We start from the raw sequence: 13,814 nt of genomic DNA on the forward strand, positions 1-13,814 counted from the left end.
CCGCAAGGGATCACCTGGAAAGCCCCCGTTGTGTAGCGGCCTAGCACGCTGCCCTCTCACGGCAGTAGCGCCGGTTCGAATCCGGTCGGGGGTACGGATCCCGCAAGGGATCACCTGGAAAGCCCCCGTTGTGTAGCGGCCTAGCACGCTGCCCTCTCACGGCAGTAGCGCCGGTTCGAATCCGGTCGGGGGTACTTCAGAGCAGGAAGCCGGTGGGCTCGCCCATCGGCCCTTGCTTTGTGTTGGGGTATGGTGTAATTGGCAGCACGAGTGATTCTGGTTCATTTAGTCTAGGTTCGAGTCCTGGTACCCCAGCCAGTAAACGGAAGGCCCCGGTTCCCGGGGTCTTTTTGCTTTTTCGCCGGGAAATGCTCCGTCGGGAAATGCGTCGAAGGGCCCCGCTCGAATCGAGCGGGGCCCTTTCGGCTTCGTGGGGGCAGTGGGGCGGTGGGGGCGGTCGGTGGGGGAAGGGGGCGGGTGGGGGAGCCTCCCCGGCGGCGGGAGGGGGTCAGCTGCGGCGGAGGGCCTCGGTGAGCCGGTTCGCGGCCTCGATGATGGCCTGGGCGTGCAGGCGGCCCGGGTGGCGGGTCAGGCGCTCGATCGGGCCGGACACCGACACGGCGGCCACCACGCGGTTGGAGGGGCCGCGGACGGGCGCGGAGACCGAGGCGACGCCCGGCTCGCGCTCGCCGATCGACTGGGCCCAGCCGCGCCGCCGGACGCCGCTCAGCGCGGTGGCGGTGAAGCGGGCGCCCTGCAGGCCGCGGTGGAGCCGCTCGGGCTCCTCCCAGGCGAGCAGGACCTGGGCGGCCGAGCCGGCCTTCATCGGCAGGGTGCTGCCGACCGGGACGGTGTCCCGCAGGCCGGAGAGCCGCTCGGCGGCGGCCACGCAGATCCGCATCTCGCCCTGCCGGCGGTAGAGCTGTGCGCTCTCGCCGGTGACGTCGCGAAGGTGGGTCAGGACCGGGCCCGCGGTGGCGAGCAGCCGGTCCTCGCCCGCCGCGGCGGAGAGTTCGGACAGGCGGGGACCGAGGATGAAACGGCCCTGCATGTCCCTGGTGACCAGACGGTGGTGTTCGAGTGCGACGGCGAGCCGGTGGGCCGTGGGGCGCGCCAGACCGGTGGCGGCGACCAGCCCCGCCAACGTGGCGGGGCCCGACTCCAGTGCGCTCAGCACCAGAGCGGCCTTGTCGAGAACGCCGACGCCGCTAGTGTTGTCCATGCGCTAAGACTGCAGTCTCAGTCCGCGAGACGCAAGTTCAATCTTCCGGGAAAAGCGCCACTCTGGATGCAGCAGCCCGGGAGACATCCAGGATGTGGCCTCGTCCGAGTGTCCGCATCGTGGACACGATCCGGCGTGCAGGTCGCGCGGACGCGCCCCGCATCGGGGGCGGTGCACGCTTTGACCTCGACGACACGAGAAGGCCGGCAACGCGGCCGGCTGGAGGGAATCCGATGGGACGGACACTCGCAGAGAAGGTCTGGGACGACCACGTCGTGCGGCGCGCGGAGGGCGAACCCGACCTCCTCTTCATCGACCTGCACCTGCTCCACGAGGTCACCAGCCCGCAGGCCTTCGACGGGCTGCGACTGGCCGGGCGCCCGGTCCGCCGCACCGATCTGACGATCGCCACCGAGGACCACAACACCCCCACCCTGGACATCGACAAGCCGATCGCGGACCCGGTCTCCAGGGTGCAGCTGGAGACCCTGCGCCGGAACGCCGCCGAGTTCGGCGTCCGGATCCACTCGCTCGGCGACGTCGAGCAGGGCGTCGTGCACGTCGTCGGCCCGCAGCTCGGCCTGACCCAGCCCGGGATGACCGTGGTCTGCGGCGACTCCCACACCTCCACCCACGGCGCCTTCGGCGCACTGGCGTTCGGCATCGGCACCAGCCAGGTCGAGCACGTGCTGGCCACCCAGACCCTGCCGCTGGCCCCGTTCCGGACCATGGCGATCACCGTCGAGGGCGAACTGCCCGAGGGCGTCACCGCCAAGGACCTGATCCTGGCCGTGATCACGAAGATCGGCACCGGCGGCGGCCAGGGCTACGTCCTGGAGTACCGCGGTTCGGCGATCCGGAGCCTGTCCATGGAAGCCCGGATGACCATCTGCAACATGTCGATCGAGGCCGGTGCCCGGGCCGGCATGATCGCCCCGGACGAGACCACCTTCGACTACCTCCAGGGCCGCCCGCACGCCCCGCAGGGCGAGGACTGGGACGCCGCGGTCGCGTACTGGAAGACCCTGGTCACCGACGAGGACGCGGTCTTCGACCACGAGATCTTCATCGACGCGAGCGAGCTGAGCCCGTTCGTCACCTGGGGCACCAACCCCGGCCAGGGCGCCCCGCTCGGTGCGAACGTGCCGGACCCGGCCTCCTTCGCCGACCCGCAGGAGCGCCTGGCCGCCGAGAACGCGCTGGCGTACATGGGCCTGGAGGCCGGCACTCCGCTGCGCGAGGTGAAGGTCGACGCCGTGTTCGTCGGCTCCTGCACCAACGGCCGGATCGAGGACCTGCGGGCCGCCGCCGCGCTGCTGGAGGGCCGCCGGGTCGCCGACGGCGTCCGGATGCTGGTGGTCCCCGGCTCCGTCCGGGTCGCCCTGCAGGCCGTGGAGGAGGGCCTGGACAAGGTGTTCACCGCGGCCGGCGCCGAATGGCGCCACGCGGGCTGCTCGATGTGCCTGGGTATGAACCCCGACCAGCTCGCCCCGGGGGAGCGCTGCGCCTCCACCTCGAACCGCAACTTCGAGGGCCGGCAGGGCAAGGGCGGCCGCACCCACCTGGTCTCCCCGCAGGTCGCCGCCGCGACCGCGGTGCTGGGCCGCCTCGCCGCCCCCGCCGACCTGTCCGCCGACACCCACTCCCCGATCCAGCACAGCGTGGAGGCCTGAGCCATGGAGAAGTTCACCACCCACACCGGCCGGGCCGTCCCGCTGCGCCGCAGCAACGTGGACACCGACCAGATCATCCCGGCCCACTGGCTGAAGAAGGTCACCCGATCCGGTTTCGAGGGCGGGCTGTTCGAGGCCTGGCGCAAGGACGAGTCGTTCATCCTCAACCGGCCCGAGCGGCAGGGCGCCACGGTCCTGGTGGCCGGCCCCGAGTTCGGCACCGGCTCCTCCCGCGAGCACGCCGTCTGGGCGCTGCAGAACTACGGCTTCCACGCGGTCATCTCGTCCCGCTTCGCCGACATCTTCCGGGGCAACTCCCTGAAGAACGGCCTGCTGACGGTCGTCCTGCCGCAGGAGACGGTGGAGCGGATCTGGGCGCTCACCGAGAGTGACCCTTCGGCCGAGATCACCGTTGACCTGGAGGCGCGCGAAGTGCGGGCCGAGGGCATCACCGCGGCTTTCGAACTGGACGACAACGTCCGGTGGCGGCTGCTCAACGGCCTGGACGACATCAGCATCACGCTGCAGAACGAGGCCGACATCGTGGCCTTCGAAGCGACCCGCCCGGCCTTCAAGCCCCGTACTCTGCCGGTCGCCTGAGTTCCCTTCAGAACAAGCATTCTGACGATCCGCCGGATGGCCCGCGCTCCCCTCGGGGGGGCCGGGCCATCCGTCGTTCCGGAGCACGAGTTAGCGCCGCGGCCCGCCCCGGATTGCCCATTTGGCTTTGCGGAAGAGGGCCCCGCGCAAGTACAACTGCGGGTAGATGGCACAATCAGTACATGCACCGGCACCATGAACCTCCGTACGCGGGCGGCGAACCCGCGGCTGAGGACTCCATGGGCCGGCCATCCGAACGCCGAATTGACGATCGGCCGGACGTCACCTCCGCGCCAGCTGAGGGGCCGGACGACCAGGAAGTCGCAGCGCTCTACGCGCTCGTGGCCGAGCGGTTGAAGCAAGCTCACGCCCGCGTGCATGCGCTGAACGTGTCTGCCGATGCAAAGACCGCTCTCACCCGTCAACTCCTCATCGCCACCGAGACCGCCAAGCGCGATCTTCCGGAGGCGGCAAGGCGGTTGAGTCGCTTTGTACATGACCTCGACGAGGGGCGCCCGCCGCTCGGCTGAGGTCGCCGACGCGCAAATCCATTGCGACACTAGGGTGATTCGCGCGTTTGGTAATTGAAAGTCCGCAGATACATACCTAACGTGCGAAAAGAACGGATGGAATCATCCGGCGCCCGTTTCCGAAGGGGAAGACGTGAACAAGGCTCAGCTTGTCGAAGCGGTGGCCGAGCAGCTGGGCGGTCGCAAGGCTGCCGCAGAGGCCGTCGACGCAGTGCTCGACACCATGGTCCGTGCCGTCGTGGCCGGTGACCGGGTCTCGGTCACCGGTTTCGGCACCTTCGAGAAGGTGGAGCGCTCCGCGCGCTTCGCCCGCAACCCGCAGACCGGCGAGCGGGTCAAGGTCAAGAAGACCTCGGTGCCCCGCTTCCGCCCGGGCCAGGGCTTCAAGGACCTGGTCAGCGGCAGCAAGAAGCTGCCGAAGGAGGGCCCCTCGGTGAAGAAGGCCCCCAAGGGCTCCCTCACCCCGGGCAAGACCGGTGTGGCCGCCACCCCGGCCGCCAAGCGCGCCGCCACCAAGCGCGCCGCCACCGCTGCCGCCGCCGCCCCGGCCGCCAAGAAGGCCGCCGCCAAGAAGGCGACCACCACGGCCGCCGCCAAGAAGACCACGGCCACCGCCGCGAAGAAGGCGACCGCCACGGCCAAGAAGACCGCGGTCAAGACCACGGCAGCGAAGACCACGGCCGCCGCCGCCAAGAAGACCACGGCGACCGCGACCAAGAAGACGGCCGCCGCCAAGAAGGCGACCACCACGGCCGCCGCCAAGAAGACCACGGCCACCGCCGCGAAGAAGGCGACCGCCACGGCCAAGAAGACGGCGCCGGCGAAGAAGACCGCCACCCGCAAGACCACCGCGCGCAAGACCTCTGCCAAGTAAGTCCCGCGCGACCGTCCTCGGACGGCCTTCGGCCAAGAGCCGCGGCACCCTTCCGCGAATTCGCGGAGACCGGTCGCCGCGGCTCTTTCGATTTCCGGGCGCTTAGTCAGGATTCGACGGCGTGCGGCGGGACCGGGCGGTCGGTATTCGAAGCGGCCCCGCGGACCGGCGCCCGCGCGGGCGTCAGCCCCCGGCGGGGTCGGGGAAGGTCTGCAGCGTCACGAAGACCACCCGGCGGGCCCCGCCGGTGCCCTCGGTGCGGATCCGCACCCGCTGGCCGGGCCGCAGCAGCCGCAGGCCGCCGGCGTCGAAGGCGGCCGCGTCGAACGGCACCGGGGTCCCGTCGTCGAGCAGCACGGAGCCGGCCCGGGTGGCGGGGTCGAAGGTGAACGCGGTGGCCTGCATGTCAGCAGCATAGCGAGCGGGTCGGCCCGCCCCCGGGCCCGACCGCGGTCGGGCCGGGCTCAGGACGGGCTCAGCCGGGCGAACAGCGCGCTGGTGTGCGGGCCGAGGCCGAGCACCGCGGCCTCGCCGAGGTCGGCCCCGGTGTCGACGTCCCGGCGCACCGACTCCACGTCCGCCAGGCGCAGTTCGAGCGCCCCGCCGGCCGCGTGCCGGGCCCGCGAGCCGTCCCCGAAGGCGGGGGACAGCGGACGCCCGGGGGTGCAGGCGAGCAGGGTGGTGCCGAGGCCGGGGGAGTCCGGCAGGAACGCCCGGCCGTCGGACGGCACCGAGCCCAGCACGCGGGCCAGTTCGGCCGGGCGCAGGGCCGGCAGGTCCGCCGAGAGGACGGCCAGCGGGGCCGCCGGGGCCAGTGCCCGGGCGGTCGACGCGCCGTGCGCCAGCGCCCGGTTGAGGCCGCCGCCGGGTTCGTCGGCGACCACCAGCGCGCCCAGCGCGGCCAGTCGGGCACCGGCCGCGGCGTCCCGGGTGACCACCAGGACCCGGGCCACGCCGGGGGTGGCCAGCGCCGCGGTGACGGTGTCGAGCGCGAAGGACAGCGCCAGGGCGGCGCGGTGCGGTCCGGCGTACGGGGCGAGTCTGCTCTTCGCCAGTTCGAGCGGCTTGAGCGGGAGCACGAGCGACCAGTCGGCCACGGGTGCGGCGGGCGCGACGGGCCTGCTGGGGCGTACGGTGTCCTGGGTCATCGGCGTCATTGTGTCGTCGCCCCAGGAGCCCTCGCCAGGCCGTCCGAACTGTGCGGACGTGCGTTTGATCACGCCCGCCCGGCGGGTGGGCGCGGCCGCTCGACAGCCGGTGAGCGGGCGGGCGACACTGTTCCGCGCCCGTGGCCCGGGCACCGCCGGCACCGTCGGCACCGGTGCGCGGTACCGGAAGGTCAGGACCGCGGCACGCCACGTGCCGCCGCATCGGATGAGAAGGAGCTGGGGTGGCCCGCCGCTCGTACGCCAAGTTCGGCAACGCCGACTACGGCATCTGGTACCGCTTCGCGGCCGTGCTGGTGAAGCCGGTGACGACCGCCCTGGTGAAGCCCGACTGGCGGGGCTGGGAGCACATTCCGAAGGAAGGCGGCTTCATTGCCGCGGTGAACCACAATTCGATCATCGACCCGGTGATCTACGCGCACTGGCAGTACAACAGCGGCCGTCCCCCGCGCATTCTCGGCAAGTCCTCGCTGTTCTCGGTGCCCTTCATCGGATTCATGCTGCGCAAGACCGGACAGATTCCGGTGTTCCGCGAGTCGACCGACGCCGCGCAGGCGTTCCGGGCCGCGATCGACGCCGTCGACAGCGGCCAGTGCGTGCAGTTCTATCCGGAGGGAACGCTCACCCGCGACCCGGACCTGTGGCCGATGACCGGCAAGAGCGGTGTCGCCCGGGTCGCGCTGATGACCGGCGCACCGGTCATCCCGGTCGCCCACTGGGGCGCGCACGAGATCATCCCGCCGTACGGCCGGCCCGGTTTCGGGAAGGGCAAGTTCAACCTCTTCCCGCGCCACCGGGTGACCGTCGCGGCCGGTCCGGCGGTCGACCTGAGCAAGTACCAGGGGCAGGAGCTCACCGCGCAGGTGCTCACCGACGCGACCGAGGACATCATGACGGCGATCACCGCCGTGCTGGCCGGGATCCGCGGCGAGCGGCCGCCGGCCGAGCGCTACGACATGCGCAAGGCGGCCCGGGACCGCGCCGCCGCGGCCGTGGCCGAGCGCCGGCGCGCCAAGGGCGGGCCGGGCACGGGTACGGGTACGGGCACCGAGGAGGGCGGCAAGTGATCCGCTGCGCAGTGATGGGGACCGGCTCCTGGGGCACCGCGTTCGCGATGGTGCTCGCCGACGCGGGCTGCGAGGTCGTGCTCTGGGCCCGCCGCCAGGAGTTGGTGGACGCCGTCAACTCCACGCACGAGAACCCGGACTACCTGCCGGGCGTCCGGCTGCCCGACACGGTGCGGGCCACCACCGACGCCGCCGAGGCGCTGGCCGGCGCCGACTTCGCGGTGCTGGTGGTGCCCTCGCAGACGCTGCGCGACAACCTGGCCGCCTGGACGCCGCTGATCGAGCCGCAGACCGTGCTGGTGAGCCTGATGAAGGGCATCGAGCTCGGCACCGCCAAGCGGATGAGCGAGGTGATCGACGAGGTCACCAAGGTCGGCCCGGAGCGCGTCGCGGTGGTCAGCGGGCCCAACCTGGCCAAGGAGATCGCCAACCGGCAGCCCGCGGCCAGTGTCGTCGCCTGCAGCGACGAGGCGGTCGCCAAGCGCCTCCAGGCGGCCTGCCACACGCCGTACTTCAGGCCGTACACCAACACCGACGTGGTGGGCTGCGAACTCGGCGGCGCGGTCAAGAACGTGATCGGTCTGGCGGTGGGCATGGCGGCCGGCATGGGGCTGGGCGACAACACCAAGGCGACGCTGATCACCCGCGGGCTGGCCGAGACCACCCGGCTCGGCGAGGTGCTGGGCGCCGACCCGCACACCTTCGCCGGGCTCGCCGGGATGGGCGACCTGGTCGCCACCTGCTCCTCGCCGCTGTCCCGCAACAACACCTTCGGCATGAACCTGGGCCGGGGCATGTCGCTCGCGGAGACCATCGCGGCCACCCGGCAGACCGCCGAGGGCGTCAAGTCCTGCGAGTCGGTGCTGGACCTGGCCCGGCGCAACGGCGTCGACATGCCGATCGTCGAGGCCGTGGTGGACGTGGTGCACAACGGGCGGCCCACCCAGGAGGCGCTGCAGACGCTGATGTCGCGCTCGGCGAAGGCGGAACGGCGGCGCTGACGGCCGGGGAGGAGCGGACACCGGGGCGGTTGACGCCCCGGAAACACGTCGCACGGTAGTCTCAAACCCGATATGAGCATCGAACAGTCCTCCCCGAACCCGTCCGCCCCGAAGCCGCGCGTCGCGCTGGTCTTCGGCGGGCGCAGCTCCGAGCACGCCATCTCGGTCTCCACCGCGGGCAGTGTGCTCAGGGCGATCGACCGCGACACGTACGACGTGCTGCCGATCGGCATCACGCACGAGGGCCGCTGGGCGCTGACCAGCGACGAGCCGGCCCGGATGGCCATCACCGACGGCAAGCTGCCCGATGTGGCACACGTCGCCGAGTCCCTCGACGCGCAGGTCGCGCTGCCGGTCGCCCCGGGCAACCGGGAGGTGCTGCTGAGCGAGCCGGGACGCGCCCCCAAGGCCCTCGGCGACGTCGACGTGGTGTTCCCGCTGCTGCACGGCCCGTGGGGCGAGGACGGCACCCTGCAGGGCCTGCTGGAGCTCTCCGGCGTCCCGTACGTCGGCAACGGCGTGCTGGCCAGCGCGGCCGGCATGGACAAGGAGTTCGCCAAGCGGATCCTGGCCTCGCACGGCCTGGGCGTCGGCCGCTACACCATCGTCCGCCCGCGCGACTGGGAGACCGAGGCGGGCCGCGCGGCGGTGCGCGAGCGGGCCGCCGAGTTGGGCCTGCCGCTGTTCGTGAAGCCCTGCCGGGCCGGCTCCAGCATCGGCATCACCAAGGTCAAGGACCTGGCCGACCTCGACGCCGCGATCGAGGAGGCCCGCCGGCACGACCCCAAGCTGATCATCGAGGCCGGGGTGACCGGCCGCGAGATCGAGTGCGGCGTGCTGGAGTTCGAGGACGGCCCGCGGGCCAGCGTGGCCGGCGAGATCCTGGTCGGCGAGGGCTTCGACTTCTACGACTTCGAGGCCAAGTACATCGACTCCTCGGACGTGCAGATCCCGGCGAAGCTCACGGCCGAGGAGACCGCCGAGATCCAGCGCCAGGCGATCGAGGCCTTCGAGGCGCTCGGCTGCGAGGGCCTGGCCCGGGTGGACTTCTTCCTGCTGGAGGACGGCACCTGGATGATCAACGAGATCAACACCATGCCCGGCTTCACCCCGATCTCGGCCTTCCCGAAGATGTGGGAGGCCAGCGGGGTCTCGTACCCGGAGCTGATCGACCGGCTGCTGCGGACGGCGCTGCGGCGCTCGACCGGGCTGCGCTAGCGGGTCCGTACGGCGGGAGGGCGGGCCGGGATCTCCCCGGCCCGCCCTCCGTGCGCCGTGCCCGTCGCGGCCCGGTGCGCGGCTCAGCCGGGGACGTTGGCCTTCACCAGCGGGCTGAGCACGGTGGCCGGGTCGAGCGGGTTGCGCGCGGCCCCGGCCGGGACGGTCACCTCGACGTAGGCGGCGCGCATGGTCGTCACGAAGCGGTAGCCGCCGTCGTCGAGCTTCTGCGACCACCAGGTCACGTCGTCGACGGTCGGGGACAGGTCCGTGGCGTGCTCCCCGTCCAGCTGCTCCGGCCGGTCGACGCCGCAGCGCATGACCGTCCGGGGCGAACTGTCCCAGACGGCCACGTACGGCGAGGCGGGCGACGGGTCCTTGCGGGCGTGCCCCAGCAGGTCCTGCGGCAGCGCGGCGGCCAGCGCCCTGCAGTACTCGGCCGCCCTGCCGCTCGGGTGCGGGACCTCGATCCGCGGGTCGTCCGAGCCCCAGGCGCCGACCAGCACGATGACGGTGCAGGTCAGCGCGACGGGCAGGGCCAGCCAGCGGACGGGTGCCGGCAGCGCGGCGAGCGCCTTGGGCACGCGGGGTTCTCGGGTCACGCGCCGATGGTAGTCGGGGCTTACAGGTGGACGACGGGACAGGTGAGGGTACGGGTGATGCCCTCGACCTTCTGGACCTGGGCCACCACCATGCGGCCCAGCTCGTCCACCGTCTCCGCCTCGGCCTTGACGATCACGTCGTAGGGGCCGGTGACGTCCTCGGCGGTGAGCACGCCGGGGATCTCGGAGATCAGCTCGGCCACCGTGGTGGCCTTCCCTACTTCGGTCTGGATCAGGATGTATGCCTGTACCACGAGGACCTCCCGGCGGCCGGTTACGGGGATCGCCGCCGTGATCGCCCGGTCAGGCGTCGGTGGAAACGGGCTCACCCGGCAGTCTGATCACCACGCTACCGCGCAGCGGGCCGGGGAGGGGAGACTTCTGCACCCCCGAAGGGCGTACGCTGCGCGCGGGGGAGCGCGACGGGGGCCGGATCGGATGAAAACGCGAGAGGACGGCAGATGCAGGGGACCGTGGGCGAGCTCGGCGAGTTCGGCCTCATCAGGGAGCTGACCGCCCGGGTACCGCTCACCGATGCGGTCGACCTCGGCCCGGGTGACGACGCCGCGGTGGTGCGGGCTCCGGACGGCCGGGTGGTGGCGACCACGGACGTCCTGATCGAGAACCGGCACTTCCGCCGGGACTGGTCCACCGCGTACGACGTGGGCCGCAAGGCGGCCGCCCAGAACCTGGCCGACGTGGCCGCGATGGGGGCGGTGCCGACCGCGATACTGCTCGGCCTGGTCACCCCCGCCGACCTGCCGACCACCTGGGCGACCGAGCTGATGGACGGGCTGCGCGACGAGTGCCAGGTCGCCGGGGCGACGGTGGTCGGCGGCGACGTGGTGCGCGGCGACACCGTCATGCTCGCCATCACGGCGCTCGGGGACCTGCAGGGGCGGGCGGCGGTCACGCGCGCCGGCGCGCAGGTCGGCGACGTGGTCGCGGTGACCGGCTGGCTGGGCTGGTCGGCCGCCGGGCTGACCGTGCTGCAGCGCGGCTTCCGCTCCCCGCGCGCCTTCGTCGAGGCGCACCGCCGGCCCGAGCCGCCGTACCACGCGGGCCCGGCGGCGGCCGAGTTGGGCGCGACCTCGATGATCGACGTGAGCGACGGGCTGGTCGCCGACATCGGCCACGTGGCCCGGGCCAGCGAGGTGGACATCGACCTGAAGGCCGCCGACTTCGACGTCCCGGCACAGATGGCGGACATCGGCCAGGCGGTCGGGGTGGACCCGCTGGTCTGGGTGCTCTCCGGCGGTGAGGACCACGCGATCGTGGCGACCTTCCCGCGCGGGGTCCAACTCCCGGCCCGCTGGCGGGTGGTGGGCGAGGTCACCGGCCGTCCGACAGGCAGCCGCAGCGGCCGGGTGACGGTGGACGGCGCGCCCTGGGACCGGGTCGGCGGCTGGGACCACTTCGCCGAATGACCTACGGCGTACGGCCGATGGGCGCTGGACGGCGGTGCGGCGCGGGACGCTCCCGGCGTGCGGCGGACGGGCTTCGCGGAGGTGTTTGTGCGTAGGCTTGCGGCAGTCCAGCCCGCCCGTCCGTCCGGGGCGGGTGGTTCGAACCACTGCGAGCGGGAGCACGCCTGACATGCGCATCGGTGTACTGACCAGCGGCGGCGACTGCCCCGGCCTCAACGCGGTGATCCGCTCGGTGGTGCACCGGGGCACGGACGTCCACGGCGACGAGATCGTCGGCATCCTGGACGGTTTCCTCGGCCTGATCGAGGGCCGCACCCGCACGGTCTCGCACGACGACGTCACCGGCCTGCTCACCCTCGGCGGCACCATCCTGGGCTCGGCCCGGGTGCGGCGCGACCGGATCGAGTGGGCGGTGGAGAACGCGAAGGTGCTGGCCCGGGACATCGGCATCGACGCGCTGATCGCGATCGGCGGCGAGGGCACGATGACCGCCGCCAAGCTGTTCAGCGACGCCGGGCTGCCGGTGGTCGGGGTCCCGAAGACCATCGACAACGACATCGACGCCACCGACGTCACCTTCGGTTTCGACACCGCGGTGCACGTCGCGACCGAGGCGATCGACCGGCTGAAGACCACCGCGGAGTCCCACCAGCGGGTCATGGTCGTGGAGTTGATGGGCCGTCACACCGGCTGGATCACCCTCACCGCGGGCATGGCCGGCGGTGCGCACGGCATCCTGATCCCGGAGAAGCCCTTCGACATCGAGGCGGTGGCCCGGATGGTCGAGGACCGCTTCTCCCGCGGCAAGAAGTTCGCCATCATCGCCGTCGCCGAGGGCGCCACCCCGATGCCCGGCACCATGCGCTTCGACCACGGCGCGGTCGACCAGTACGGTCACCGGACCTTCGGCGGGATCGGCAACCGGCTCGCCAACGAGCTGGAGAACCTGCTCGGCAAGGAGGCCCGCCCGGTCATCCTCGGCCACACCCAGCGCGGCGGCACCCCGACCGCCCGGGACCGGGTGCTCGCCACCCGCTTCGGCTGGCACGCGGTGGAGGCCGTCCACCAGGGCGTGTTCGGGCACTTCACCGCGCTGCGCCGGACCCGGATCGAGCTGCTGCCGATCGCCGCCGCGGTGACCCGGCTGAAGACGGTGCCGGAGGACCGCTGGGTGGAGTCCGAAGCCGTGCTGTGAATCCGCACCGGTAGGTTGGGGGCATGGTCTCGACTGCTCCGCCCCACGTGGCTCCCCCTCGCGTGGCCCCTCCCCGGGTGCTCACCGTCGCCGGCTCCGACTCCGGCGGCGGTGCCGGCATCCAGGCCGACCTCAAGGCGATGCTCGCCCTCGGCGTCCACGGCATGAGCGTGGTGACCGCCGTCACCGCGCAGAACTCGCTCGGCGTCCAGGGCTACTGGGAACTGCCCGCCGAAGCCGTCCGGGCGCAGTTCCGCAGCGTGGTGGACGACATCGGGGTGCAGGCCGTGAAGACCGGCATGCTCGCCTCGATCGAACTGGTCGAGACCGTCTCGGAGCTGCTGGCCGGGGTGGACGCCCCGGTGGTGGTCGACCCGGTCGGCGTCTCCAAGCACGGGGACGCGCTGCTGGCCGCCGAGGCGGTCGGCACCGTCCGCGCGAGGCTGCTGCCGGTCGCCACCCTGGCCACCCCCAACCTGCACGAGGTGACGCAGCTCACCGGCCGGACCGTCGAGGGCGAGGGGCAGATGCTGGACGCCGCCAAGGCGCTGCTCGACCTCGGACCGCGCTGGGTGCTGGTCAAGGGCGGCCACCTGGAGGGCGAGGCCGCCGACCTGCTGTACGGCGGGCCGGGGGAGGAGCACTGGTACCGGGCGCCGCGCTACGACAACCGGCACACCCACGGCACCGGCTGCACCCTGGCCAGCGCGATCGCGGCCGGCCTGGCCAAGGGCGAGTCGCTGCCGGAGGCGGTGGGCTCGGCCAAGGAGTACGTCACCGGCGCGATCGCCGGGGGCTTCGCGCTGGGCGCCGGGATCGGGCCGGTCGACCACGCCTGGCGCTGGCGCTGACGAGCCCGGACCGGACACCGGCCGGACCTGGCCGAGGCCGAACCGGACGAAGGCCGGACAGCACACTGGTGGGCGGGTTCCCGAGGGAGCCCGCCCACCAGTGATGAGTCCGGAAAACGGCGTAGCCGGTCGTGGAAACAGCGAAGCCGGTCCATCCGGGGATGAACCGACTCACTGGAGGACCGGCATGCCGGTCTGCGCGTCAGCGCGAGACCTTACCGGCCTTGATGCACGAGGTGCAGACGTTGAGCCGCTTCGGCGTCCGCCCAATCACAGCGCGCACCGTCTGGATGTTGGGGTTCCAACGACGGGGGGTACGGCGGTGAGAGTGGGAGATGCTGTTGCCGAAGCCCGGCCCCTTGCCGCAGACGTCGCAGTTGGCAGCCAC

At 72.3% G+C, this 13,814-nt stretch carries 16 protein-coding genes and 3 tRNA genes; 13 read left to right on the forward strand and 6 right to left on the reverse strand.

The annotated features are described in order from the left end of the window. The first annotated feature begins 21 nt into the window (after nucleotides 1-21). From AB0Q99_RS24865 to AB0Q99_RS24875, 3 genes are all read left to right on the forward strand, one after another. Nucleotides 22-94, forward strand: a tRNA-Glu gene (locus tag AB0Q99_RS24865). A gap of 27 nt (nucleotides 95-121) precedes the next feature. Beyond that, nucleotides 122-194, forward strand: a tRNA-Glu gene (locus AB0Q99_RS24870). 49 nt (nucleotides 195-243) lie between these two features. Beyond that, a tRNA-Gln gene (locus tag AB0Q99_RS24875) sits at nucleotides 244-318 on the forward strand. A 190-nt stretch (nucleotides 319-508) separates the two neighbouring features. On the opposite strand, the gene AB0Q99_RS24880 is transcribed toward AB0Q99_RS24875, so the two are convergent. After that, nucleotides 509-1,222: an IclR family transcriptional regulator gene (locus tag AB0Q99_RS24880; RefSeq protein ID WP_030246527.1), complete on the reverse strand. Its 714-nt coding sequence runs from the start codon at nucleotides 1,220-1,222 to the stop codon at nucleotides 509-511. A 233-nt stretch (nucleotides 1,223-1,455) separates the two neighbouring features. Between AB0Q99_RS24880 and leuC the strand changes: the two genes are divergently transcribed. The 4 genes from leuC (at nucleotide 1,456) to AB0Q99_RS24900 (ending at nucleotide 4,899) form a co-directional block, all read left to right on the forward strand. Further along, on the forward strand, nucleotides 1,456-2,895 hold the full coding sequence (gene leuC, locus AB0Q99_RS24885; protein ID WP_363575299.1) for a 3-isopropylmalate dehydratase large subunit: 1,440 nt from the start codon (nucleotides 1,456-1,458) through the stop codon (nucleotides 2,893-2,895). A 3-nt stretch (nucleotides 2,896-2,898) separates the two neighbouring features. Next, nucleotides 2,899-3,495, forward strand: coding sequence for a 3-isopropylmalate dehydratase small subunit (leuD, locus tag AB0Q99_RS24890; protein WP_363575301.1), 597 nt, complete (start codon nucleotides 2,899-2,901; stop codon nucleotides 3,493-3,495). A 341-nt stretch (nucleotides 3,496-3,836) separates the two neighbouring features. Next, nucleotides 3,837-4,025: a hypothetical protein gene (locus tag AB0Q99_RS24895; protein ID WP_363575415.1), complete on the forward strand. Its 189-nt coding sequence runs from the start codon at nucleotides 3,837-3,839 to the stop codon at nucleotides 4,023-4,025. 133 nt (nucleotides 4,026-4,158) lie between these two features. Further along, nucleotides 4,159-4,899 (forward strand): HU family DNA-binding protein, encoded by a 741-nt coding sequence (locus AB0Q99_RS24900; RefSeq protein WP_363575303.1) that lies wholly within the window; start codon nucleotides 4,159-4,161, stop codon nucleotides 4,897-4,899. 183 nt (nucleotides 4,900-5,082) lie between these two features. Here AB0Q99_RS24900 and AB0Q99_RS24905 read toward each other — a convergent pair whose 3' ends face one another. Both AB0Q99_RS24905 and cofC read right to left on the reverse strand, forming a co-directional pair. Further along, nucleotides 5,083-5,304, reverse strand: coding sequence for a hypothetical protein (locus AB0Q99_RS24905; protein WP_363575305.1), 222 nt, complete (start codon nucleotides 5,302-5,304; stop codon nucleotides 5,083-5,085). A gap of 59 nt (nucleotides 5,305-5,363) precedes the next feature. Next, nucleotides 5,364-6,047 (reverse strand): 2-phospho-L-lactate guanylyltransferase, encoded by a 684-nt coding sequence (cofC, locus tag AB0Q99_RS24910; protein WP_363575307.1) that lies wholly within the window; start codon nucleotides 6,045-6,047, stop codon nucleotides 5,364-5,366. Nucleotides 6,048-6,289: 242 nt separating this feature from the next. On the opposite strand from cofC, the gene AB0Q99_RS24915 reads away from it, so the two are divergent. The 3 genes from AB0Q99_RS24915 to AB0Q99_RS24925 all read left to right on the forward strand — a co-directional run bounded on the left by AB0Q99_RS24915 (nucleotide 6,290) and on the right by AB0Q99_RS24925 (nucleotide 9,351). Beyond that, a complete protein-coding gene (locus AB0Q99_RS24915) occupies nucleotides 6,290-7,132 on the forward strand; it encodes a lysophospholipid acyltransferase family protein (RefSeq protein ID WP_363575308.1) in 843 nt (280 codons plus the stop codon). Nucleotides 7,133-7,146: 14 nt separating this feature from the next. Then, nucleotides 7,147-8,133, forward strand: a complete 987-nt coding sequence (locus AB0Q99_RS24920) for an NAD(P)H-dependent glycerol-3-phosphate dehydrogenase (RefSeq protein ID WP_363575417.1) — start codon at nucleotides 7,147-7,149, stop codon at nucleotides 8,131-8,133. Between the two features lie 72 nt (nucleotides 8,134-8,205). Continuing rightward, a complete protein-coding gene (locus tag AB0Q99_RS24925; protein ID WP_363575310.1) occupies nucleotides 8,206-9,351 on the forward strand; it encodes a D-alanine--D-alanine ligase family protein in 1,146 nt (381 codons plus the stop codon). An 83-nt stretch (nucleotides 9,352-9,434) separates the two neighbouring features. On the opposite strand, the gene AB0Q99_RS24930 is transcribed toward AB0Q99_RS24925, so the two are convergent. Together AB0Q99_RS24930 and AB0Q99_RS24935 are read right to left on the reverse strand one after the other, a co-directional pair. After that, a complete protein-coding gene (locus tag AB0Q99_RS24930; RefSeq protein ID WP_363575312.1) occupies nucleotides 9,435-9,953 on the reverse strand; it encodes a DUF3515 domain-containing protein in 519 nt (172 codons plus the stop codon). A 20-nt stretch (nucleotides 9,954-9,973) separates the two neighbouring features. After that, nucleotides 9,974-10,207 (reverse strand): Lrp/AsnC ligand binding domain-containing protein, encoded by a 234-nt coding sequence (locus AB0Q99_RS24935; protein ID WP_363575314.1) that lies wholly within the window; start codon nucleotides 10,205-10,207, stop codon nucleotides 9,974-9,976. Nucleotides 10,208-10,414: 207 nt separating this feature from the next. Here AB0Q99_RS24935 and AB0Q99_RS24940 point away from each other — a divergent pair, with 207 nt between their 5' ends. From AB0Q99_RS24940 to thiD, 3 genes are all read left to right on the forward strand, one after another. Further along, nucleotides 10,415-11,380 (forward strand): thiamine-phosphate kinase, encoded by a 966-nt coding sequence (locus AB0Q99_RS24940; RefSeq protein WP_363575315.1) that lies wholly within the window; start codon nucleotides 10,415-10,417, stop codon nucleotides 11,378-11,380. A 169-nt stretch (nucleotides 11,381-11,549) separates the two neighbouring features. Beyond that, nucleotides 11,550-12,575, forward strand: a complete 1,026-nt coding sequence (locus AB0Q99_RS24945; protein WP_363575317.1) for an ATP-dependent 6-phosphofructokinase — start codon at nucleotides 11,550-11,552, stop codon at nucleotides 12,573-12,575. Nucleotides 12,576-12,598: 23 nt separating this feature from the next. Further along, nucleotides 12,599-13,426 (forward strand): bifunctional hydroxymethylpyrimidine kinase/phosphomethylpyrimidine kinase, encoded by an 828-nt coding sequence (thiD, locus tag AB0Q99_RS24950; RefSeq protein ID WP_363575318.1) that lies wholly within the window; start codon nucleotides 12,599-12,601, stop codon nucleotides 13,424-13,426. Between the two features lie 202 nt (nucleotides 13,427-13,628). On the opposite strand, the gene rpmB is transcribed toward thiD, so the two are convergent. Further along, on the reverse strand, nucleotides 13,629-13,814 hold the full coding sequence (rpmB, locus tag AB0Q99_RS24955) for a 50S ribosomal protein L28 (RefSeq protein WP_014138233.1): 186 nt from the start codon (nucleotides 13,812-13,814) through the stop codon (nucleotides 13,629-13,631).

Origin of the sequence: Kitasatospora sp. NPDC086791, from assembly GCF_040685975.1 — a bacterium.
GTDB lineage: Bacteria > Actinomycetota > Actinomycetes > Streptomycetales > Streptomycetaceae > Kitasatospora.